This is a genomic window from Vibrio sp. FE10 (assembly GCF_030297155.1).
Lineage (GTDB): Bacteria > Pseudomonadota > Gammaproteobacteria > Enterobacterales > Vibrionaceae > Vibrio > Vibrio apostichopi.
Map to the genome: position 1 here is coordinate 1,621,557 of NZ_AP028068.1, position 24,019 is coordinate 1,645,575.

The window sequence follows — 24,019 nt, forward strand, 5'->3', positions numbered from 1 at the left end:
ATAAATCCTATTTATATTGGCTAATTTTATGTGGGAATTTATTCCCACTTTTTTTCTCTTTTACAGAGGAGAAAATGCTCAATATAACCTTCTAAATCGATGAAATGCTTCCACCAGATATGCGTGTTTGGTCTAGTTAGTATTTATTTAAGTACGCAATGAAATGATCATTATGTGACATCCGTTCAAATTGATTTGCCTTTTTAGTTAGGCGAAATGACTATTTAACCTGTTTAATTGGCTTTATTGCTAGTGTTATAGTTTTTGGCGATACTCCTTCTAATCTATTGAAATTTATATCCATTACGCGTAGAATTTATTTAACCAAATCGTTTTTTAAGCCTTATCAGCTTAGTTATCACCGCAACTATATATCTGTAGGTTGTGGAGAATTCAAATGCACTTAGTTTGCAAATTTATATCTAGTTCGTCTCTCAGTACGAACGACCTTCAATATGTCTTTACACCGGATGAGTGTATCGGGCTATTTTCGCGTGTGCGCACCCCTAAAGACATCTTGGCTCAATTACCAAGCACTCTGCTTCAGCAGATTACTGCGTCGGCTAAAAAAAATGTCCACAGCCTGCTCAACGCTATTCGAGTAGAACTTGCAAAAGCGAACTGGGTCTGTCTGTCTTCCAATGTGAGGCGCAGTCCATTAACCAGTAAACAGCTAGCAAGCTTCCCTCGACTCAAGTTACATGTCGATCGGGTTGCAAACAACAGTTCAGAGCGCGTTCAAAAAGCTAATTATCAGCAAGTTGTCGACGATGTACCTTTGGCACGTCATTACAGCTTTTCGCCAGTTGAACCTTCTCCAGAACATAAAATTGTTGTCGAGTTTGCAGGGCAGTGGTCGAGTAATGCTGGCTGTCTGATGTTAGGAACTACCGATACTCAAAAAGGAAAAGTGACGGTAGGTAAGTCAGATCGAGAAAATAAACACCGAAGCCTCGCTACATTTAAAGATCTTGAATTAGAGGGGAAAACGCTCTATATCAAAATTCCTTGTTCTGACCAGCCTCAGCCGATCTTGCTTAAACTCGCCGAAGATTTGCAACCCGTTGATAAAGAAACTCAAATGGATGAGTGGGATAACGTGTTGGTGCCTGTGGTTCCTCTATATAAATCGGGTTCTTCGTGGGATGGCTACACGTCAGGGCGTGTTTACATTATTTGGAATGAAGAAGTCTGGCGCGAGTTGCAAGTGACTAGCAATGGATACTTCGCTGATGTGGGTATTAGCAGTAACCGCAAGAAAACAATGGAAACAAGGCACGTCAATATTGATGGCTCTTCATTGTTTCCCGGTGAGAATGTTGCATTTGAACCATTCTCAATACTGCAAGATGGGGTTGAAGTGTTTAGTGGCGAACTAGACATCAATGAGCAGGCAAGAGTGTTTAGTTTGGTCGCAGAGGAGATCGAGATCAAGTTTGCCGGTTTTGAACATGAGCAATTGATGGTGTCAACACATCCTAGCCCTATGAAGGCCTCTTCTGCACCGAGTGATGAAGTGTTGGGCTATCCGCTGCCTCATATCTGGCTACCATACAAAGTTAAAGGCGAATGCCAAGATGTGTATCTATATTACTCGTCTCAAGCCTTGAATGATGGGGCTGTTTCTGAGTTAGAGAGTAACTATCAGTCGATGGCAATTCCATTATCTGAGATGTCTGATTACAGCAGCTCTAAAGGTTTCACTCTACAAACGGTTTTTAAGTTACCAGAACTCTCTGAAAGTCAAAAAGTGAAGGCGGTTGTTAATGAACAGAACGATTGCAATGTCGCTGCAGTCAATATACCGCCTCCCGGAAGCGAGATCATATTACGCTATCGAGTCCTTGGCTCCACCGATCAGCCCGATGACTATTTTATGTTACAAAATGAAGAGCATAATTGGTCGCAAAAAGCATATTTTCGTTGTGCTAAGGTCGATGAAGATGGCTATCTCAATTTACGATTCAGTGGCTGGCCTGAGAAGGTTAAAGAAGTCGATATTTTAAGGGGGGCTCATGCCTCACGAGGGAATGACACTCCCGAAACGTTTAAGTTGCGCGAAAAAATAAAAGTTACGGACTTATTAGGCTAAAAAATGAAAAAAACACTACTAATCACGTTATTAGGCTTAGCAATCGTTGGTTGTAATGACCAATCTCAACAGAGTGCTTCCCCTGTACCGAGTTCTGCGCAAACAGAGCAAGAAAAACACCCAGATCGCGTTTATGTCGGCGAGCATAACTACTACGTAATGGAATCGGCAGTCACCAATGAGAATTGGGTATCCGATGACAAAATAAAACCTATGCCGGGTCAGTTTCCTAAATACTATGTCTTTAATTCAGATGAATGGCCCAAGGAAGATATCAAAGATGCTAGCTCTTATGACCTGCCGCGGTTTCAATTTGCATGGGCGAATGATGGTGATCGTTACAACTTACGAATCTGGAGCATGAAAACGGATGGCACAGATTTACGCTTAGTGGTACCAGATATCAAGGTTGATGGCATTGTGCTTATTCGACGTTCTCCCAATTTGCGCTATGTTGCTTGGATAGATAAAGGCACAGGCAAGTATGTTTATGACTTAAAAACGGGCGTAAAAACGCGAGTGATGGGATTAGGGTCTCCAGGCATGGCTTGGTCAGAAGATAGCCGTTATTTATATTTTCATACCATGGGTGACTTTGATAACGCTCGTTGGGACTCTGAAACTGGCGAAATTGAAGCGATTGATTTCGGAGTTGGACCTTACGCTGTCCTGAAGGATAAGACAATAACGAATCTAAGTTACACAGGGGTGTTTAAGCGAAATTTAACGAATAATGCTCTGAAACATATAAGTATTAAGCCAACAGGTAAGGTTCAGCCAAGAGAGTGGTTGAAATTTCGGGGTATGAGCCCAACGGGTCGATATGCTTGGGGCCAAAATAATCAGAATAGATTCTTTTTTGATATTGTGAATGAAACTGTAAAAAAATACGACAAAACTGAATATGTGGGGTCGGGGATATTAGGAAAAGATGCTCGATTCAGTGCACACGACCGTGTATCCCGTATGACAGTCGTCGATCGCGAAACACAGAGAATGTGGCAATGGTATGCGCTAGGTACCGGTGAAATAAGCGTTAACTCAAATATGAGCTTGTACAATGGCTTGGCAAATGATGGTCTTTGGTTTGAGGATAGTGAGTGATGGTTGATTTATGTACTTACGATAAACCAATGTACTTGCTTGGAGTGTATTTTCAAGGTGAAGATACAGACGCAGGACGTGAGTTCAGTAATTGGAATACAGTGTCAGACTTAACCAGCGTAGACCATGTAAAAAATGTTCGACCTATCCCATTTACCCCAATACTAATAGATGCTCTTGCCCAAGACTCTGTAACTTTGCCTAGATTTTGGGGAAGCGATCAGTATGGCAGGTTATGTAACGTGTCTTACTTAAGCGAAGCCGACAGTATGCCTCAAGTGCTGCTTCGTCATAATAGTCCAATTACAACGATTGATAATAATCAAAGCTATGAGATGTTGTTTCCACCCACCAATTTAATTGGTCAATTGGCACAAAGCTCGTCATCTATTGCTGAAATTAAGGAAACCATAAAGTCTCTCTATACGAAAATGAGTCCTCAGTTAAATAAGCCGAGGCTTTTTAAACCGTCGAAAATTTCAGTAAAACAACTTGCGAAGCCTTACACCCAGGAGCATGGGCAGTTACTTACGCAAGAGGAGGAAAGCTATAACCAATGGTATGCAGATATTCTCTCATCTGGCGTTGAGTTTATTGAAGGGTTTGTCGTACCCAGTGTAAATACCATTAGCATCGTGTTTAGCAGTGATATTTACATAGGCGCGGAAGTGTCATTAGTAAAATATCGCAGTACCCTTAGCAATCAACAAGAAACGTCAGAGATCGTATTGGAAAGAGGTGTCGTGCGACAGCCTACTTTTGACGATGAAAATCGAGAGTCACAAGCTTATAAAAACACTTTGCCATCTGTAACAATCAATTTACCATCGGTCGTAGAACCTGCGAAGTCTGAGTCAAGCACAGAAGATAATCATATAGTACTGGGTGATGGCTTCTACGGGCTTAGGATTCAATTTTATGTTCAGGATTATCTTACCGCGAACGAACATCTTAAAAATAAAGTTCCTGAAGTTATCAAGTCTGGACGGCTTCGATTTGAAAGGAATAAATCGTCAGAGGTCACAGGTGTAGCAGATCAGGATTGTTATACCTACGAACTGAACGAAAAGGTAACGTTTAAATCAATCAGTGGTTATGGAAAACTTGCTACCGTCTGCGGTGATATGATCTCTCTTGAAGAGTGTTTGTTTTACCAGTATCCCCAAGCATTACCCTCTAATTACAGCGAGTTAATGACAAAAACCGGCAAATCGGTTCCTCTTAGCGGTACGGGTGTTAATACACTCGGTTTAGCTTCAGCAATCAAAAAGAACGCGGAAAGTCTGGCTGAAGGTTTTCTGATGGGAGGAAATCCATTCTCAGATAACCTGAAAGCAACCATGTTCAGTGTCTCTAAAGGCATCTGGTCGGACATTGAGCAAAAAAAACTGCCTGATCTAATGACCAGCAGCGTAGCACTTGCTTTTGGCTTTTCAGCATTTAAGGAAAGCCGCAAAGAACTGACCAAAGCGATAAGATTTGCCAACAAGGGGCTCGACTTTAATCAAGCGGCGGCTTTGGCGTTTCGCAAGAGCGGCCTGAATATCTCTTTTATTAAGCGCGAACTCGATGTGATAAAAGCTAGCTTGATCACGGGTACGTTCAGCGAGAACTCAACACGACTTGCGAGGTCATGGTTTAATGGCTCCGTTATGGAGAAGATGAACCGAGCATTTCCAATTCTTGAATCTGGCTCTAGCTTAGTTGACTTGTACGATTTGGTGCAAAAAGAAAACGAGCTTGAGAAGAAATCTCTTGAAGCCAAAGAAGATTTCGATGCGGTATCTCAAAGCTACCTTCAATCTATTTCCGTTATTAAAGCATATCAAGAATGGGCACAAGCGTTAGACGACGCTAAAAACGTCATCAATGGCAGTAATGGTGACGATATCGCCCACATAGTTGAGGACAGCCAAGGGTTAGCTATTCATATCAACTTTAAGTTCAACGAATGGAAACATGGCAATGAACACGGCAAGCTGAGAACAGACATTAAACAAGTGTGTCAGAATTTGTCGCAATTGATGCTAGATAACCCAAGCTACAAAGTATCAATAGAAGGGCATGCTGGTAGGATTGGTTCTTCTGATGCGAACGATCTCGTTGCTGCTAATCGCGTAAAGACTGTTACCAACGCGATTACCTCCATTGACTCTAACTTGGAAGAAAGGGTTTACACGGCGTCTTATGGAAATACTCAACCGCTCACGGCTGATAACACCAAGAGCGATATGTCACAGACCGGAGACAGTGTCCCTGCAGCCCTCGATCGACGAGTTGAAGTTCGCTTGATTATTCCTAACTATCAAGTTGTTTTACCACCGAGCCGCAGCGGCATGGTGGAATTAGAGAAAGCACGCCAGTTGAAGCAAGCATTAGATGTTGGCTTAGATGATACGCAGAAGGCGCAAGTCGCTGCGGTGTTAACCACTCTTAGCGGTTTTGCGATGTTTACGCCGCTGGCTCCGCTTGCTGCGGGTATTTTATATCTAAGATCGGGAGCAGAGTTAGCAGATTGTGCGCTATCTGTGTTGGATGAACTCATTACTGAAAAAGCCTATTCTGACTTTAAAGGTCGTTACCAGAACATCGACCAACTAAACCAGTTAGGTAAAATCCACATCCGAGTTCTTCAACAGTACAGAGACCTAAAAGTAACGATTGAGCGTAGTGAAATAAAGACACGTGATGAAGTTGAATCTCACCTGAAGAATAAAGAAACTGTGCAAGAGCTGCAGAAACGATTTTTACTCCGTGCTCTTGCGCTTAACGGGCTAGTGGAACTGCTTGCTCGCATTTCGCTTTGGAATCCTAATGTTTCTAAGTTGCAAGGGTTGCTTGAGGAATATCGAGTTAAGGATTACATCGATGTTTACGTTATCAACGATAACTGGGAGGCGCCGTTAAGAAATTACAACACAATGGCTCAGAACTGGATTCAACGAGTTAGGGACGATAAGTCAGGTGCAAGTGCTGCCCGAGCTTTTGCGCAATCTTGGAAAAACGAACATTCGCCACAATTGTCCCCTTTGTTGAAGAGAGCTCGCATTCAAGGGGAATTCAATAAAGGCTTCCCAGTACAAGCCCGTTTATATCAGGGGGATGCGGAAAATGGCTTTTCCGATTTCGCGAAAATGTTCGATAACAATGTGGAGTCGGTTAAATCGAGCGATATCGGCTTCAGTCGTTTGCTAGTTGATAGTAAAGGAGATGGGGTTTCTTGGAAGCCTTTTGAAGAGTGGATTTCCCCAAATAAAACCAATCGAATTACGCCTTTTACACGTGTTAAGGTACAAATTGTATTATCAAATAATGCCTCTAAATCTAAGAAAAAGATCTTTAAGACAACACTGCAATATTGTTGTGAGCGCTCGCTTTGGGACTTTAAAGGGCCAAGCTTTGAGGTTTTGATGGCGCCACGAAAAGCGGATGATCTAACTTTGTGCGGAAGCAACGATAAGCTAAAAAATTACTTTGGCCAACACGCAGTTGATGAGCATATGACATGTGTTGAGTTTGAGCCAACATATTGGTTCGGCGAGTATGAAATCCCAGGTCTCAAGCCTTTATACTCAGATTACGAGATGCAAAACTTTGATAAATGGAAACAAAGTGGAGAAGCTCGTTCATTGCAATACTATTTCACTGCTGATGGGAGTACGCTATCGCTAGCAGGAACTGACGAGCGGTTGACTATGTTTAACTATGGTGTCGATGATAATAATACCTATGGTAAGCAATGCCACCTGAATAGTGATGGTGAAGTCGAGGTTGATGGTTTACCTCTTGTTTTATACGACGGTTTGGCGAATAGGCAAGTAGTGATTAACGAATATGATTTACTAATCGAAGAGTTTGTTAAAAGTGCTTCTGCTAAAAAATCTGAAGGTATTGCACCGTATCTAAAAGGTGATGTTTCGATCTTTAGTGCTGTTTCGAAAGGCAGTGGTGTTGAGTGGTTCGATGATAAAGCACCAAAATCCTCTGTACTTGATTGGTCTAATGATAAACCAGTTACTATATATGTCGCTTTACTTTCCGAAGGAGGCGAAAAAGATGTGTACAGACGTATGATGGGAGAGAACTATCAGGTGCCAATGCGTTTATCTTTGTCGATTGAAGAGCAAGAGTCGATGTTTTCAAAAGACACGACTGAAGGGCCAAGTTTCTTCGGTTCACTGCTGGAACTTGGTGAATACACTTATAAGAAAGAAGTACCTTCTCCTTATGCAAAAGTAGAAATCAAAGAGGTCAATTTCACTGATACTAACTCCGAACTTGCATCTGGGTTAGGGGCTTTTGTGGAGGAGTTTCAAGCGAAAGTTAATGCAGATCCTAATAGATACTTAGATCCATTTAGTGACCGTAGGACTCTGCATATCGTTAAGTTTGAGCTTAGATATACGTCTCCAACAGGACGAAGAGTTCCGACCTTGAGACCATTTGGTCCAATTTTGGACAAGAAAAAAGCCGTGTTTTTACCAGTGCATATTGCTGTCTCATCGTTATCACAAATGGGGCTTGCGCCAGGTATAGGTATCTATCCACTAAAACAGGCCCAAAAACTGTCTGTACTGGGTGGACAAGAATATAATACAAAAGGTATGCCCTGGATGGAGATTGAGCGAGATGTTTCTCGAATGAATGATTCTGCGTTTCTCTATTGGCAAAAAGAGTTAGCGAATAACTCAGTGAAACGCAAAGCGTGGATCGAGGATTGGATTGTGAAAGAGCCGACGAATGTAAGCGTTCCGGAACAAAAATCAATATAAAGAAACCGCCTTCGGGCGGTTTTTTTGTTTCTATCGGACTGACTGAACACTCTGTTGTAATCGCTTTCTCTTTGCCTCAGCCCGCTGCAGAAATATCGTATTTCTTCATCTTGTGATTGAGTGTACTTAACGGGAGCGACAGTTGCTCAGCTGCTCGTTTCGTGTGCCAATTACAAGATTTTAAGCAATCGATGATCACGGTACGCTCGTACTGGCTGACGACCTCTTTTAGGCCAACGGCGACATCGTCATCTCCTAGAGGTTCAGGTTCGAACGTGGTTTGAATTGCCGATGTAGCTGGAGCAACCACTTGACGGTGTTCGACCTCTTCAGGGATCTGTTCACCAAACTCAATCTGAGTAATAGTTTCAAAATCGGAAAGCAGAACCGAGCGTTCAATGATGTTCTTAAGCTCGCGCACGTTACCGGGGTAGGTGTAAGCGAGCAGTTGGTTTCTCACATTAGCACTCAATCCTGGTGATTGAGGCAACCCTAACATCGTCGTGGTTTGCTGCACAAAGTGCTCGGCGAGTGGGATAATGTCCGCTTGTCTGGATCTCAGAGGTGGTAAGGTGATGGGAAATACGTTCAAGCGGTAGAATAAATCGGCCCTAAAGCCTCCGTCTTTAATCTGTTGCATTAAGTTACAGTGTGTCGCAGCAATGACTCTAACATCCACTTCAATCTCTCTGCTGGCGCCTACAGGGCGAACTTTACGTTCTTGTAGCACACGCAACAGTTTAGCTTGAAGTAACATTGGCATATCGCCAATTTCATCTAGGAATAGGGTTCCGCCATTTGCTGCTTCAAATAAGCCAACTTTGTCCTTGTCTGCGCCGGTAAATGAGCCCTTTCTGTGCCCGAAAAGTTCAGATTCCAGAAGTTGTTCAGGAATTGCGGCACAGTTCTGAACGATTAATGCTTGGTCAGAACGATTCGAGTTTTCGTGAATGTATTTTGCAATGACTTCTTTACCTGCACCCGTCTCGCCTCTAAGTAAGACGTCGACAGGCAAAGAGAGCACCTTATCAAGTCGGCTCAATACATTGACCATCTCTTCACTTTCAGCGATCGGACCTTGATAGGTTTTCTTTGTCCGTTTCTTTAGCTGAGTATTTTCACGAACCAACGCTTGGTTATCGGCGCTTAAACTCTTAATCACTTGACCATATTGCTCTAACCAAATGGCATGGCGAATATTACTCGCCGCCATTCGGCAAAACTCGGTAAGTGCGGTTTCGTTATCGATAACGCTTAAATCAAGCAAAACCAATAATCCAATAGTTTTGCTTTCATCATCAATCAATGGCCAAGCAAGTAAGTTATTGCTTTTTAGACCTAACGTTTGCTCGGTTTGATAGATGCCTTCACAGTCATAACCATTGTAAGTGTATAGCTCATTGATCAAGACAACTTCGCCGTTACGTACGGCGAAGTTGAATGGGTCGGCTTCACTTACTGTGTCTAACTGCAGTGGCTCCCAAGGATGTGAGGCGATGACTTTTTCATGGTGATGTGCGGTGCTCGGAATCAAGGCTTGACCGGTTTGGTCAAGCACGTAAATGATGCCATGTTTCGCGAAAGTCATTTGCCTTGCTGCTGTGAGAACGGCATCCAAAGTTTGAGCTAACTGGCTGCGATCAGCCAGAGATTGGCTGATCGCAAGTAGGGCGTTACTAAGCTCACTATGGTTAGCTGAACGCATAGGTTAGAGTTCCTTGCTCGTCCACAGAAACTTCAATTTGAGTATGTGAATCATCCTTGTCATTCACCAGTAGTTGAGTCGAAAGCTGCGGCAATAGTTGACGGTTAATAACGGCATCAATATTTCGAGCTCCCGTCTCTGCAAGGCGGCAGTTGCCTAATACGAATTCCACTAAGTTATCACCATAGCAAAGTGCCAGTTTGTGGTGGCTTTGCAGGCGCTCAGACACTTTCTTTAGTTTATGATGAATAATGTCAGTCATTGCTGCGTCTGAAAGAGGAAGGAATGGCAACACGGACATACGAGCCAGTAAGGCTGGTTTGAAGTGTTGATTCAATGTTGGGCGAATGGCTTCAGCGACGATATTGGCATCAATGTCTTTCGCTTGGTGAACCAAAGACTCGATCTCATGTGTCGCGAGGTTACTCGTCATGATGATGAGCGTATTTTTGAAGTCGATGGTACGACCTTCGCCATCATTCAGTGTGCCTTTGTCGAAAACTTGGTAGAACAGGTTGAGTACTTCTGGGTCTGCTTTTTCAACTTCATCTAAAAGAACAACAGAGTAAGGGCGCTGACGTACTGCTTCGGTTAGCATACCGCCTTCGCCAAAACCTACATAGCCAGGAGGAGAACCAATAAGGCGAGACACAGTGTGTTTCTCTTGGAACTCAGACATGTTGATGGTGGTCATGAAGCGCTCACCGCCAAACATTTGGTCGGCGATAGCGCGAGCGGTTTCTGTTTTACCTACACCACTTGGGCCAACTAATAAGAAAACGCCCGTTGGTGCATCTGGGTTACCTAATCCCGCTTTTGCGGTTTGAATACCTTCAGCAAGCGCATCAATGGCAAATTCTTGGCCTTTAATGTTTTGAATTAGGTTTTGCTTCAAGTTTAAGGTCGCTTGCGACTCATCTTGAAGCATCTTACCCATAGGGATACCTGTCCAATCAGAAATTACATGACTAATTTCGTCAGGACCCACTTCGTAGTGAACGAGTGGATTGGTACCGCGCACGTTATCTAAACGTTCGTTACAAGATTGAATAGCTTCGCGAGTCTGCTCTTCAGAATATTCATGACAATTTGGTTTGTCACTTATTAGTGCGTCATCATCTTGAACCGTATTGTCAGCTATAGGAGCGCTGTCTTCTTCAGTCGAAGGAGTAGTAAGGCTATAAAGATGACTACGCAGTTCTATGATCTCTTGAATAAGAGATTGCTCTTTTTTCCATTGAACCTGAAGGGTAGCTTGTTCTTCTGTGGCCTTTTCAATCTTCTCTTTTAGCTCAGGAATTAAAGCGGCACTGTGTTTGTCACCAGTTTGCTGAAGTTGGTCACGTTCTAGAGCTTCGAGCTCGCGATTCGCAGCGGCAATTTCTTGATGTAATGTTTCAACAGGTGCCGGTGTTGCATTAAGGCTAATATTGACGCGAGCACAAGCCGTATCTAACACGTCGATTGCTTTATCTGGCAGTTGACGTCCAGTGATGTAACGATCAGCTAAGTTTGCTGCGGCAGTGATTGCGTCGTCACGTACGTATACGTTGTGTGACTTTTCATAGGCTGGTCTTAAGCCTCGGATGATCAATGCTGCTTGAGTAGCCGACGGCTCATCAAGTTTTACCAGTTGGAAACGGCGCGCCAGAGCTGGATCTTTTTCGAAATATTTTTTGTATTCAGACCATGTGGTGGCAGCAATTGTTTTTACTTCACCACGTGCTAGAGCGGGTTTAAGTAGGTTGGCAGCATCGCTGCCTCCAGCTTGATTGCCTCCCCCAACTAGCGTGTGAGCTTCATCTATAAATAAAATGATTGGAGTCGGTGAATTCTTCACTTCATCTAGTACTGCGTTAAGGCGTTTTTCAAACTCTCCCTTAACACTTGCCCCCGCTTGAAGTAAGCCCATGTCTAGGCCGTATAGTTCAACACCTTTGAGGCAGTCTGGCACATCTCCTTCGGTAATTTTTAATGCAAGACCCTCTACCACCGCTGTTTTACCCACTCCCGGCTCACCTACGGCGATTGGGTTATTTTTTCTGCGTCGCGCCAATATGTCGATTATTTGTCTGATTTCTTGATCACGGCAGAATACTGGGTCGATCTCGCCCTTTCTTGCTTTGCCTGTAAAGTCGGTGGTGAATTTACTTAATGCCGAACCATCTTCACGTGCGTCGGTTTTTTCTGATGTCGTTGCTAAAGATTCTAGAGAGTTTGTTGTGAGTTCAGAAAAGTTACGCTTTAAGGTATCTGGGTTTACACCGTCTAAGATTGAAGCGTAGCCGTGCTGACCATAGCGTAGTGGGTTACTCATGAGTGTAAGAAGTAGGGCGCCAGAGCGAATCTGAGTTTCGGATAGATCTAAAGATGAGACCAACCAACTTTCTTGAAGCCATTCGATTAAAAGCGAAGAAAAAACGGGCTTGCTGCCATTGCCTGTTGTGTTGGTATCTAAAGTCGAACGAATGGATTGCCTTAAAATGGTCTCTGAGCAATCGAAATGACTTAATAAGATATCAAAATCACTATTTGGCCTTTCTAATAAGCTTAATAGATAGTGTTCAATTTGCACTTCATTGGCTTTTTCCGATACGGCTAATGCAGCGGCATCCTCTAAAGCGACTTTTACAATAGGGTGCAGACGTTGTATTAAAGAGGAAAGGTTTATATTTATCATTTTAGTTCTATTAGTTATGTATATGGGATGCAGCGATTATACTAAAATTGATAACTGGTTTTTTATTCGGTGATGAATTTACTATTGTTTATTGGTTACTTTTATTGTTTGTTTTGGTTTTTTATCTGACTAATATTTAAAATTCCGTTCAAAATAATAAATAGTCTAGGTGTTATGATTTAATTACTAGTTTTTTTGACTTTATTTCTAATCTTCGAGATAGTTATTTTGCCTTTGTGTTTTAAATTCAATTTATTAGTATCCACGTTCAATAAATCGTTTTTCTAAACAACAAATTGTTGTTAAATATAATATTTATAACGGGTCATTTTTTGTAAGTGACTGTATTTATTTACTTTATAAAGTTGGCATGATGTTTGTATTAGCTTAATCAGTCGCGGTGATAAGCGATTTGGTGAATTAATGAATTATAAATTTTAAAAAGGAAATATCGATGCCAACTCCAGCATATATGTCTATCAATGGTGAAACTCAAGGTCACATTACTAAAGATACTTACTCTGCAGATTCTGTAGGTAACACTTGGCAAGAAGCTCACGTTGATGAGTTCCTAGTTCAAGAACTTGATCACGTACTAACAGTTCCACGTGACCCACAAAGTGGCCAACCAACAGGTCAACGTGTTCACCGCCCTGTAGTAGTAACTAAAGTACAAGACCGTTGTTCACCTCTGTTATTCAACGCATTAGTGTCTGGCGAAAAGCTTCCTGAGTGTGTAATCCGTTTTTACCGTACTTCAGTACAAGGTAAGCAAGAGCACTACTACTCAATCAAGTTAATTGATGCACTACTTGTAGATATTCAAACTCGTATGAATCACTGTCAAGACGCTGCAACTTCAGATCGTGTAACTGAAGAAGTACTTAAGCTGACTTACCGTGCAATCGAAGTAACTCACGAAAACTGTGGTACTGCTGGTAACGATGACTGGCGTGCTCCACGCGAAGCTTAATCGCTTTTCGTGAAAAACAAAGGGTCAACAACTGCTGTTGGCCCTATTTCTATTATTAGTATCAGGTAAAAGATATGGTGAATGACGTAGAATTTAAGTTTGAACTGCAAGGCTCTGAGCATGATTTTCGTGTGGAGAGCTTTCAGGTAATCGAAGAGCTTTCAAAGCCTTTTCAAATCAGCCTATCATTACTTTCACTTGATCCTGATATCTCATTTGATGCACTCATCCGTAAACCAGGTAGCCTGACTCTATATGGCCAAGGTGTCAGTTCAGCGAGATGCTTTCACGGCGTAGTTAATGAAGTTCGTTACCTTGGATCGGGTAGGAGATTCTCCCGTTACCAACTGACTCTTGTTCCGCAAGCTTGGTTTTTGAGCCAAAGACAAGACTGCCGAATTTTTCAACAAAAATCAGCGTCGGCGATCATCTCTGAAGTTTTAGATGATGCGTCAGTAACTGATTATCGACTAGAGCTCTCAGGCGTATATCCTTCAAAAGAATACGTGCTCCAATATCGAGAGACAGACCTAGAGTTTGTTCAACGAATTTTGGCAGAGCATGGTATGTGGTACTACTTTGAGCATACAGAAGCTAACCACACAATGGTTATTGTCGACAGTAATGATGCAATAGCTGAGTTATTGAACTCACCACTTAACGGGTCTTATTTGGGTCCTATTGTTTATCATGCTGATGGTGGTGGTGTTGCAGATCGCGAGCATATCTCTGATCTTGAACTTGTGAATCGAGTGAAAACCGGCCACGTTACTTACACTGACTATAACTACGAGTTTCCGAAGATCCCTCAGGAAATGAGCAGCTCCGGCGAACTCGATTTAGACCTAAAATTGTTCGATTTCCCAGGTCGTTACGTTGATCCAATGATGGGTCAAGTAAGATCAAATGAATGGATGTCTGAACATGTTGTTGATAATCAGCAAGTGGAGGCGACCAGTAATGTCATGAGGCTGGCGTCTGGATACAGTTTTAGTATCAGTGAGCATCCACGTTCAGCAATCAACCGTGATTACCTCATGTTATCGGTAATGCATAGTGGCCATGACCCTCAGGTTCATGAAGATGAAACTAATGGTCTGCCAACTACATATCACAATCAGTTTGCGTGCATTCCTAGGAATGTTGAGTTTAGAGCTCCAAAACTTGAGGCTCCTTTGGTTGAAGGTACACAAACAGCGGTCGTTGTGGGGCCTGCAGGCGAAGAAATCTATACTGATAAGCTTGGACGGATCAAAGTTCAGTTCCATTGGGACCGTTATGGCGAGAGCGATGAGCATTCCAGTTGTTGGATTCGAGTTAGCCAGTCAATGGCAGCACCGACTTGGGGGGCGGTATACCTACCTCGTATCGGTCATGAGGTGGTTGTTACCTTCCTAGAGGGAGACCCGGATAGGCCTTTAGTTACTGGTGCAGTTTATAACGGACTTCATTATCCTCCTTATTCGTTACCAGAGAACAAAACGCGTACAACTTTCAGAACTCAAACGCATAAAGGGACAGGCTATAATGAGTTGAGCTTTGAAGACGAAGCTAACCAAGAAGAAGTCTACATTCATGCGCAAAAGGATATGTCGACCAAGGTTTTAAATAACCGTTATCGCGACATAGGCCAAGATGAGTTTTTAAAGGTTGCACGCCATCAGACAAATGATGTTCACGGTGATCACAAAGAGACCATTGACGGACATAAGACCACCCAAGTTAACAGCACGTTTACTGAAACTGTCGAACAAGATGTATCCGTTACTTACAACGCTAATGAAACTCAATATGTTAAGAACAATTCTGACTTAGAAATTGGAGACAATCAAATTACCAAGATTGGTAAGAATGATGATTTGGATGTTGGTGAAAACAGCAATTTAACGGTAGGTGCATCAAAAAGTTCTGATATAGGGGCCGATGATAACCAGACGGTTGGTGGCAACTTAACGGTCTCTGTTAAAGGAAACACTTCATACAAAGCCGATGGTGCGACGCAAGTCATAAGCGGCGACAAGATAGTACTGAAAACAGGTGGTTCGTCATTAGTGATGAATAGTGACGGGTCTATCAAGTTGTCAGGTTCCTCAATAACCATAGAAGGAAGCGATAAAGTTGTAATCAAAGGTGGAAACGTGGCGATCAATTAATGATGGAAAAACAAACCCAAATTATACAAACCATCACTGAACAGCAAGCCGAATCAACGGCTTGCTTTTCGCGTTTTGGAACAATTGTATCGATTAACGAAACTAAGAGTGGTGTTCGCGTCGATTTCGAAGGAAACCCGTTGCAGCAGCCAATTAATGCGAGGTTGGGGAGAGGGTTTAAATTAGCTGAGTTGCAACTTGCTATTGATAACACCCTTTCATGTCGTATCGAGTTTCTTAATAACGACTTTAACCTTCCTTTAGTCACAGATATCTTTTTCTCCATTATTGATGACTCGGATGAGTTTGTACTGAGAGCCAAGAAAATGGTTATTGAAACGGAACAAGAGTTAATAGTGAGAAGTGGCGAAACAGAGACCCGTTACAGCGGCCGTGATGGCCGAATTACCACCAAAGCCAAATATGTGACTTCTCAAGCAGAGAAGGCTCAAAAAATTCAAGGCGGCACTATCGCGATCAATTGATCGTGTTACTAGATTGGATTCACGGATGCGTCAAAAAATAGGTATTGATCAACTAAACCAGCCGATTACTCATGAAGATTTCGAACTCGCCATCACTAATGCGGAAAGTACGCTCACTTTATTGGACGAGCTTCCTATCAAGTGGCTGGATATGTGTAATGAAAAGCTGTCACTGGCTTCGGAGACACTCGGTTTCTTGTTAAAGCAACGCTTACAAGTACATAAAAGGGGATACCCAAGCGTTAAACTGGAGTATTTAGCGCTGGCTGAGCGTCAGATTGAAGACCTAAAAAATGTTTATTTGTCTTTCTATCGATTGGCTCCGGGATTGATTCATCAATTAAAGCAGAGCGAACCAACCATTTATGCTTGGCTCATGTTGAATTCTGAAATTGGACAAGAGCACGAAAACCTACTTTGTGGTTTATCGATACTTGATGATTTGGATTACCAAACCGCAAAATTGCTAGTTGTTCAGTCATCATTATCAGGTATCGACTCTGTGGTAATCGAAATGGTTGAAGGTGGTTGTAAACTGCCCCTGCTTTTCTTGGAGTGCTTACAGTTACGCCAAACTGTCACAGTTGGTCTGCTAAAACGTTGGCTTAAAGACAAGCGGTTTTCTGAGCATAAAACACATTTATTTTTATCGTTACAAAACGATGCAGAAAGCGTTTTCTGGTTAGCTGAAAACTCAAATAGCAGTCAGAACTTGTTTGAGCGATTACTTGCGAAAGAGGATAGAGGGACATGGTTTCGTCAGGAATTTGGTACCTCAATCGATAGTGTGTCTGATCCCGAAGTGGTCACTTTTGCCAAACTTTTGGATCTCAAAGAGTTTGAGAGCTTTAATCTGAATAGTGTACAGGCTCCGTTCGATTTTGTATTACAGGGTCTGAACGAACATGTTCCGAAAATAGTTGAATTAGTATCTAGCCTTGACGAGTTCGAAGGTGAGGATTGGATCCAAGCGCTTTACATTGTCTATGGGAAACGTTTACCAGTGATACCAAAAAATTTGGGGATAGACTTTGAGTGGCACGAAATACTCGAAAAGCTAAAAGAATGGGTCGAAATTGGTGCCTACAGACAAGCGTCACCGGGTCGATTGGGACAACCTTTGACTCTAGAAACCAGTATCCAAGCCATGTTCGATACTCAAGTCAGTGCTGCTTTTAGGGTTTGGATTTGGCGTCAGGTTTGCCTCCATACTCGCTCATACATCCCTTGGGATATGGCTATGCCAGTTCATCAACAAGAGTGGAATATCACGCGACTAACTCAGAATTCAACAGCCTCAGAAAGGTTTAATCTAAGGAATAATAATGCAGTTGTGGGATATTGAGAACCATCCAGAACTTTCAATCAAAGGCCGCTTTCAACGGGACCAGAATGGTAATGAGGTTTGGATTGTCGTTGGAAAACGCTCATGGCAACTCGTAGGCTCTGTTTGGAAGGAGCAAGAAGAGACAGAGATCTATGACGATCCTGTCTATCTGGGTGAAGCAGGGCTTTCCGCGATGAAAGCTGACCAAGAGTTCTCAGTTGTAAAAACCAACACAGATGTACTGATTTTCGGTAAGGCCCGAAGCTACGCGAAAAAGGCAGTTACGTACCATGAGTGTCGGCTTTTGATTGATGGCCATATCGACAAAACCATATCGGTACTTGGTGATAGGCAATGGATTGAGCACGGAGGTAGCGTAACGCTAAGTAAACCACTCCCATTTGTGGAAAAAGAGATCGACTTCTCCTGTGCTATCGGAGGCGATTTAAGAAACCGGCTCGGCGGAGGTATTGCTGATACTAAAGGGGAACTATTGAAACAGAAGGTTCCTTCGGTTTTTTATCCTACGGAAGATTGGAGTGCGACACCCAAGAATACACGGGTTGCTGGATTTGGCCCGTTAGCCCCATTTTTTGGGGCTCGTCAGCAATATGCTGGCACTTTTGATGACGATTGGCTAGAGAATAGGAAACCTCTTTATCCCGTAGACTTTGACCAACGTTTTTATCAGAGTGCGCCACTAGACCAACAATGCAAAGGATTCATATCTGGCGGTGAACGATTGATGATGAGTGGCTTTTGCCATAATGATGCACTCTCTTTCCGTTTCCCCCAAGAGATGTATGTTGCAGAAGCTCAATTTAAAAATGCCAACTATCAAGTAGATATGCCTATTTCTACGGTTTTCATTGATACAGAGGCTCGGATACTTTCAATCAGTTACAGCGCTGCCTTCCCATGTCAAGGCGAGGAGCATCTTTTAGTGTCAACGAAGATCCATAAAAAACAGGAGTTGTCCGATAATGAATAACAATTCAGCACGATTCGTTATTGGTATGGAAGCCATGACACCAACGGGCATGAATCTTGATATTGCCACAACAGTTGCCAAAGCGGATTTGGGAAGGTTCGATCAGCAAGTGTCCGGTGATGGGATTGAAAGGTTCACGTACGCTAGTATTGAATACATTTCCAGTACATCATTGTTTGACAAGTGTTCGGCGCTTATTGAGAGCTTGATCGACTCTCTTTTAAAGCAGTTACCTACATCATTAAAGCCTATTCCGTTACTCGTCAATGTACCGGGCTCTATTTCTGTAGTGGAGATGAGTCAGTGGTTAAGTGAATGTAAGCATTGTGATTCAATATCACGTTATGAAGTGGTTCAACAAAGTGGACCATCATACTTGACCACATCATTGGCTAAGTTGAACCAATTCGATGCAATAATGAGTATCTCAGTAGATTCACTTGTTGATGATCTCAGTGACTTAATCGAAGCTGGAGATGTCATGAGTTCGACTAATCCATGGGGCATAATACCGAGTGAGGGCGGGGCGGGTTTACTGTTATGTCGGAATAACTTGGTGCAAACGTTAAAGCTTAAACCCAAAGCAAAGTTAGGTTATTTCGAAGTAGAACCTGCAAATACAACGCGAAGGTCAGTAATGAAGCTCGTAAGGAATGCGAGTCGCAATATCAAGAGTTTTGGGCCTGTATTCTCTGATATGACTAATCTGAGGTCTCATACTGAAGATTATGGATTCGCGTTAGGTGCACGCGCCGAATGTTTTGATAACCCACAGCAGCCCACGTTAATTAATGATTTATGGGGCACATTGGGTAGTTGTTCTGCATTGGCATTAATGGCCTGCACTATCCAAGAGGTAACGCACAATAGCCCCGTAACCCTGTTAATGTTTGATGTTAAAGGAGAAAGGGCGTTGCTCCAACTCACTTGTATGAATGATAACTGATCATATAAACGTGAGATAAAGTGCGAATATTACTTATATGGTAATGTTTGCGTAAAAATTAATCGAAATGTGATTGAGTGTTTTGAGCTAGTCTTGGTATGTATTTAATCCATTGGGTAGCTTAAATCGCTGCAAGACCTTACCTCGAACGTTTTGAACATATTGATAAAGTAGTTTATCTCTTTTTACCATCATAGCTAAAAACAGTATTATAGGTTTCTGCCAATGAAGTCCTGCTCAAGTGGGACTCCCGTTGGTTTTATTGCTAGTGAACAGCAATTTATAATGCTTTGCCATTTTCATCTTATATCAACCAGTTCCTGATGTCTTTTGGGTTAAATCACTTTCCAAACACCTATTGTAACTCAATGCAAAAATAAAATTATTTTTGAAAGACATTTTCAAATATCGATCTTTATACGTAAATAAAATATTTTTATTTAAAATAAGCTAAATATGTGACTCAGTTAACAGTGTTTGTTCAGTCCGTTATTTTAACGGGTAAGTATTATATTTAGGAGTGAAAAAACAGTCGAAAGTTGCTAGTTAAAGCGTTTGTCGTAGTGTTCTGTTGTTTAGTCATAATAACTGAATTAATAGTATTACCGATGGTTTTAAATACTGCTATTGAAAAGGGTATTAGACAGTATTTATTATCCAGCATTAATTTATTTTGTTTGATAAAGAGTTTAGCGTGCCAGAAAAGCCAGGGACAGCCAAAGGTTATCTAGATAAGTTGGTTGTGAAAGCGATCGAAAAGAAAAATCAACAAGCTCAGGACATGGCTAACAAAAATAAGCCTAAGTTAGAGTATGTGATTTTTTCCCAATTTGACGTGTTAGATACATTACCTTCAAAAAATGGCAAAACGACTGTTTATCACTTGGCCAAGAAAGGAAACCCTGAAAAACAGGTTTGCTGTAAGGTTCTAAATGAAGGTTCATCTGAATTTGCGAATGAATTAATCATTAATGAAGCCAGTCATCTTGAGATGTCTCAACATCCGAGTGTTGCTGATTTCATTAAAATAGGTAAAGAGTTCGATAGACCATACTTTATGTATCATTGGATTCAGGGCGAATCTTTGGCTGAAAAAATGGCTCGTCATACTCCTAAAGGTTTTAGGCATGATCATATTGCGTGGTTGATATATCAATTGTCTGGTGCGCTTGAGTTCATGCACACAAGAGGTGTTTGCCATTTAGATATTAAACCTTCAAACATTATTGTCACAGAGTCCGATTACGTAAAGTTGATAGACTTTGGTGCTGCTCGTTATGTAGGTGAATCTAATACTTCTGCAGAAGCAAGCATGAGCTATGCGTCTCCGGCGTTTATAAAGTCTGGCGTGGCTCAACCTCAAGATGACGTCTATTCATTGGCGTTATTAACTGGGCACCTATTTCTTGGTGCCGCATTTGGCGATGCTTGGACCTCTCAATTACAAGCTAAGAAACGACCAGGTTTAATACCTAACCACGTATGGAAGTTAATTAAAGAGGTTGTTAACAACCCTAGACAGCACAGGTATACAGCGACTTCGTTTGCGCAGCAATTAGCCAAGATCGATACACAAAAATTTGGTGCTGATGTAAGTGCTCCTTTGTTTAGTAGTTTACGCAATGCTGATCTCGTTTTAACCAAACATCGGGCTATTGATAGAATTCAAAGTGGTCGACTTAGATACTTAGAAGCGAGTTTGGTTTTGTGTGTTGTAATTATTACTGGCACATATTTATACAATCAAGGTCAACCTGAATGGAAATCGATTGTTAAATCTACCAACAGTTCAAGTAGTCTTGTGAGCACTATTAAACCTGCACAAACAGCGTCTTTTTTAGCTCAGTCTCCATGGGATATTGAATTCGCGTTGCAGGACATGGAAAAAGATGTCGTTTCGACTGCTCCTTACCGAGAAGCTTATGAAGTACAACAGAGCAAATTAGCTAAGTTATATAAAAGCTATGAATCGGATTTGATTGAATACGAAGGGTCTGTCGATCAACTTCCTAAAACTTTGATGTCTATCCGGCACGAACTCGTTGCGTTGCGAGAAAAACTGAACAGTGACGGTTCGCTATTTCCATATGCAGACAAAGCGTTGACGGACACGATGGCAAGTCTGAATAAGGCGACCATCAATTCGCAAAATATAGCCACTTTTGGTGGAAATAAAGAACAGCGTTTAATCGAACTCATCTTAGATGGGAAATCAGATGTTGCAGACAGTGATATTGAGACTGCTTGGAAAGTAAACCAATCAAGAGCCTATTTTTATAGTCATGTATTACCACGAAAAGTACTCAGTGGTATAGATGACTCAATAGAGAAAAATGCAAAACAGCACTACTACACTAAAGCGATTCTTGAGGCAGAAGCTGCGCAGTCATTTTTCGGTAATACGCCAAAACTGAAAGCTAAAGTAAGAGCTCTCAAAGTAGCCAGAAGCGAATTTATTCTGTTCAGTACCGTAACTGAACAATCAGTATTTGATCGACAGAAACTGCACGATTCATTAGCCGATCTGGAGACTAATGCTCCTAAGAAATTCAGCGAAATAACTGAAATTCTTAATAGTATGGCAAGCGATTCAATAGACAAAAGTCATCAATTATCTAAACCTGCGCGAGGTGCTATAGCAATCGAACGAGCAATTAGAAATTACAATTCTGAAAGCAGAGGTTAACTTGAGTCTGATCGATACTGAAACGCTATTAGCACCAATATCTGAGCACTCGCCAACTGGTGAAGATGCGAGATATGAGTTTTGTTACGAAATGATGGAAACCGAAGTGAAAAAATTTGGTTCATTATTTGGTGAGACTGTCGACTGGCATATAGTAAAAGTCCATTCGATTGAAGTGCTAAGTCAACATAGTAAGGATCTCAAAGCGCTTTGTTATCTGATCCGTTCCTTGGTGGAGGATAAGGGCGAGATAGGGCTTGAGGAAGGATTATCTTTGCTCAATGACTCAATCAGTCGTTTTGGTCACGAGTTATATCCTAAACGGAAGAGAGGAAGAGACGGTGCTGTTGAGTGGCTTAATCATCAATTCAAACTCGTCGCGACTAAATTATCTACAGAACCTCTTAATTGGGAAGCTTTGTCTCGATGCGTCACATTAATTGAAGGTATTCAGCGTCAGTTTGACGAAATATTTCAAGATTCTGATGTTGATTTTTTTGAAATAAAAACTCAGTTGAATCAGTTGATGCAGAACGCATCTCTAAATGAAGACATCTTGGGTCAAGACAGCGCGGCTGATTCAGAGCCGCTAATTGACGTCGTTACACCGACCGAAAAAACGAATGTTCCACAAAGTCGTGTAACTGACGTTCCTAAGACTCAAACAACGTCTAATCAGAAACGGATTAAACCTCGAGAGCCCAGTACTGTTGATGTTGATACAGATTTTTCATCTCCGACTGCGTCAAAGCGTACGTTAAAAAAAGTGTCTGAAATAATGGTGCATTCAAATCCTACAGAACCTTTAGGATATCGGATTTACCGTCATCTAACATGGGCTGACGTTGATGGTTTACCAGATCACCAAGACAATGTGACGCCTCTTAGCTTAGCTGTCTCAGCAGATCAGCAGACAGAATATAGAGATAAAGCAAACCAAGAGAGCGATATCGATACGATCAAGCGTCTAGAACGGACACTTACAGATGCGCCATTTTGGCTTACTGGGCATTATTTCGTTTATTCAATGTTAGACAACCTTGGATATGACGAGGCCGCGTTGGCTGTAAAACAAGAAACAAAGAGATTTGTTGATTCTTTTGAGGGCATTGAAAACCTCTCTTTCAAAAATTCTATTCCATTTGCGGATGAAGCAACAATTACTTGGTTGTCTACAGGTAATGCTTGTCCTTCGGGTAAATCATCAATAATTCAAACTATTGTTGTAGCTGAAGATGATCTACCTGAGATGGAGGATATTGCCCTAGGCGACTTGGGTAAATATGTGGCTGAACTGTCAAACAAACTCGAGTTGGATAACTCCGGCCGTGGACAATTCATGTTGCACTTAAAGTTAGTAAAAGCCTACCAAAGTTTTGGTTTATACCCTTTGTGCTTGCCTTACTTGGAACAAAGTTGGGCGGTGGCTAAGGAACTAAATCTATCAATTTGGGAACCTCATTTGTCCTTTTCTTTAGAAAATCTAATTCAAAAAACTCTAAAGGAACTATATCGAACTAAGGATTTTTTACCTGTGAGATATAGCGAATGGGAAACAATTTATGACCAGCAATAAACTAGAAAGGACTAATTATGTCACGTGATGGCTCGGTGGCTCCGAAAGAGCGAATTAATATACGTTATGTTCCAGCAACAGGCGATGCGTCTGATGATGTTGAACTGCCCCTAAGTATGATGGTTGTCGGTGACTTCACTGCTCGTGCAGATGAAACGCCGATCGAAGAGCGTAATCCGATTAATATCGATAAAGATAACTTTAACGAAGTATTAGAAGGCTACGCTCCGAATATCAAAGCAAATGTCGAAAACCGTCTTTCTGACGAAGAAGGCGCGCAAATTGGCGTTGATATTACATTCAAAAATATGAAGGACTTTACTCCAGAGTCAATTGCGAAGAGCGTTCCTGAGCTGAATGGCTTGTTAGAACTTCGTGAAGCCTTGGTTGCATTGAAAGGTCCTCTAGGGAATGTACCTGCTTTCCGTAAGAAGATTGCAGCAGTTCTTCAAGATGAAGAAGCAAGAAAGAAACTTTTGGATGAACTAAGCATTGGTGCAGACCAAGGCGAAAAAGTAGAGTAAGGAAG

The 24,019-nt window shown here is 41.9% G+C and carries 13 protein-coding genes and 2 pseudogenes; 12 read left to right on the forward strand and 3 right to left on the reverse strand.

All coding sequences use genetic code 11. From position 1 onward, the window contains the following. Window positions 1-397: 397 nt before the first annotated feature. The 3 genes from QUF19_RS24075 to QUF19_RS24085 are packed head-to-tail and all read left to right on the forward strand — an operon-like array spanning window position 398 to window position 7,968. Entirely contained in the window at window positions 398-2,092 is a 1,695-nt protein-coding gene (locus QUF19_RS24075; RefSeq protein ID WP_286300450.1) for a hypothetical protein, read from the forward strand. A gap of 3 nt (window positions 2,093-2,095) precedes the next feature. Further along, window positions 2,096-3,196, forward strand: a complete 1,101-nt coding sequence (locus tag QUF19_RS24080; protein ID WP_286300452.1) for a TolB family protein — start codon at window positions 2,096-2,098, stop codon at window positions 3,194-3,196. Next, entirely contained in the window at window positions 3,196-7,968 is a 4,773-nt protein-coding gene (locus QUF19_RS24085; protein ID WP_286303299.1) for an OmpA family protein, read from the forward strand. The genes QUF19_RS24080 and QUF19_RS24085 overlap by 1 nt, the downstream gene beginning before the upstream one ends. Before the next feature lie 76 nt (window positions 7,969-8,044). Here the strand turns inward: QUF19_RS24085 and QUF19_RS26525 are convergent. From QUF19_RS26525 to tssH, 3 genes and pseudogenes are all read right to left on the reverse strand, one after another. Further along, window positions 8,045-8,209 (reverse strand): annotated as a pseudogene (locus tag QUF19_RS26525) (helix-turn-helix domain-containing protein); the annotation flags it as partial. A gap of 83 nt (window positions 8,210-8,292) precedes the next feature. Beyond that, window positions 8,293-9,673, reverse strand: a pseudogene (locus QUF19_RS24090) (sigma-54-dependent Fis family transcriptional regulator); the annotation flags it as partial. After that, window positions 9,660-12,353, reverse strand: coding sequence for a type VI secretion system ATPase TssH (gene tssH / locus QUF19_RS24095; protein ID WP_286300456.1), 2,694 nt, complete (start codon window positions 12,351-12,353; stop codon window positions 9,660-9,662). The gene tssH and the pseudogene QUF19_RS24090, both read right to left, overlap by 14 nt. A 454-nt stretch (window positions 12,354-12,807) precedes the next feature. Here tssH and QUF19_RS24100 point away from each other — a divergent pair, with 454 nt between their 5' ends. From QUF19_RS24100 to tssB, 9 genes are all read left to right on the forward strand, one after another. Then, window positions 12,808-13,326, forward strand: a complete 519-nt coding sequence (locus QUF19_RS24100) for an Hcp family type VI secretion system effector (protein ID WP_012600867.1) — start codon at window positions 12,808-12,810, stop codon at window positions 13,324-13,326. Between the two features lie 74 nt (window positions 13,327-13,400). After that, the gene (locus QUF19_RS24105; protein ID WP_286300472.1) at window positions 13,401-15,479 is read left to right on the forward strand and encodes a type VI secretion system Vgr family protein; all 2,079 of its coding nucleotides are present in this window, start codon (window positions 13,401-13,403) and stop codon (window positions 15,477-15,479) included. Next, window positions 15,479-15,964 (forward strand): hypothetical protein, encoded by a 486-nt coding sequence (locus QUF19_RS24110; RefSeq protein WP_102296758.1) that lies wholly within the window; start codon window positions 15,479-15,481, stop codon window positions 15,962-15,964. Before QUF19_RS24105 ends, QUF19_RS24110 begins: the two co-directional genes overlap by 1 nt. 25 nt (window positions 15,965-15,989) lie before the next feature. Next, complete coding sequence (locus QUF19_RS24115) at window positions 15,990-17,309, forward strand: hypothetical protein (RefSeq protein ID WP_286300476.1); 1,320 nt, start codon at window positions 15,990-15,992, stop codon at window positions 17,307-17,309. Beyond that, window positions 17,290-18,282: a DUF2169 family type VI secretion system accessory protein gene (locus tag QUF19_RS24120; protein WP_286300478.1), complete on the forward strand. Its 993-nt coding sequence runs from the start codon at window positions 17,290-17,292 to the stop codon at window positions 18,280-18,282. Before QUF19_RS24115 ends, QUF19_RS24120 begins: the two co-directional genes overlap by 20 nt. Continuing rightward, window positions 18,275-19,228, forward strand: a complete 954-nt coding sequence (locus tag QUF19_RS24125) for a hypothetical protein (RefSeq protein ID WP_286300479.1) — start codon at window positions 18,275-18,277, stop codon at window positions 19,226-19,228. Before QUF19_RS24120 ends, QUF19_RS24125 begins: the two co-directional genes overlap by 8 nt. Before the next feature lie 694 nt (window positions 19,229-19,922). Next, complete coding sequence (locus QUF19_RS24130; protein ID WP_286300480.1) at window positions 19,923-21,914, forward strand: serine/threonine protein kinase; 1,992 nt, start codon at window positions 19,923-19,925, stop codon at window positions 21,912-21,914. Window position 21,915: 1 nt separating this feature from the next. Further along, window positions 21,916-23,490 (forward strand): type VI secretion system protein TssA, encoded by a 1,575-nt coding sequence (gene tssA / locus QUF19_RS24135; RefSeq protein WP_286300482.1) that lies wholly within the window; start codon window positions 21,916-21,918, stop codon window positions 23,488-23,490. Window positions 23,491-23,507: 17 nt separating this feature from the next. Continuing rightward, on the forward strand, window positions 23,508-24,014 hold the full coding sequence (gene tssB, locus QUF19_RS24140; RefSeq protein WP_286300484.1) for a type VI secretion system contractile sheath small subunit: 507 nt from the start codon (window positions 23,508-23,510) through the stop codon (window positions 24,012-24,014). Window positions 24,015-24,019 lie beyond the last annotated feature (5 nt).

Bases quoted from the DNA above. Each gene is read 5' to 3' on its own strand.
- QUF19_RS24075 (WP_286300450.1), top strand. From the start codon at position 398: ATGCACTTAGTTTGCAAATTTATATCTAGTTCGTCTCTCAGTACGAAC.
- QUF19_RS24080 (WP_286300452.1), top strand. From the start codon at position 2,096: ATGAAAAAAACACTACTAATCACGTTATTAGGCTTAGCAATCGTTGGT.
- QUF19_RS24085 (WP_286303299.1), top strand. From the start codon at position 3,196: ATGGTTGATTTATGTACTTACGATAAACCAATGTACTTGCTTGGAGTG.
- tssH (WP_286300456.1), bottom strand. From the start codon at position 12,353: ATGATAAATATAAACCTTTCCTCTTTAATACAACGTCTGCACCCTATT.
- QUF19_RS24100 (WP_012600867.1), top strand. From the start codon at position 12,808: ATGCCAACTCCAGCATATATGTCTATCAATGGTGAAACTCAAGGTCAC.
- QUF19_RS24105 (WP_286300472.1), top strand. From the start codon at position 13,401: ATGGTGAATGACGTAGAATTTAAGTTTGAACTGCAAGGCTCTGAGCAT.
- QUF19_RS24110 (WP_102296758.1), top strand. From the start codon at position 15,479: ATGATGGAAAAACAAACCCAAATTATACAAACCATCACTGAACAGCAA.
- QUF19_RS24115 (WP_286300476.1), top strand. From the start codon at position 15,990: ATGCGTCAAAAAATAGGTATTGATCAACTAAACCAGCCGATTACTCAT.
- QUF19_RS24120 (WP_286300478.1), top strand. From the start codon at position 17,290: ATGCAGTTGTGGGATATTGAGAACCATCCAGAACTTTCAATCAAAGGC.
- QUF19_RS24125 (WP_286300479.1), top strand. From the start codon at position 18,275: ATGAATAACAATTCAGCACGATTCGTTATTGGTATGGAAGCCATGACA.
- tssB (WP_286300484.1), top strand. From the start codon at position 23,508: ATGTCACGTGATGGCTCGGTGGCTCCGAAAGAGCGAATTAATATACGT.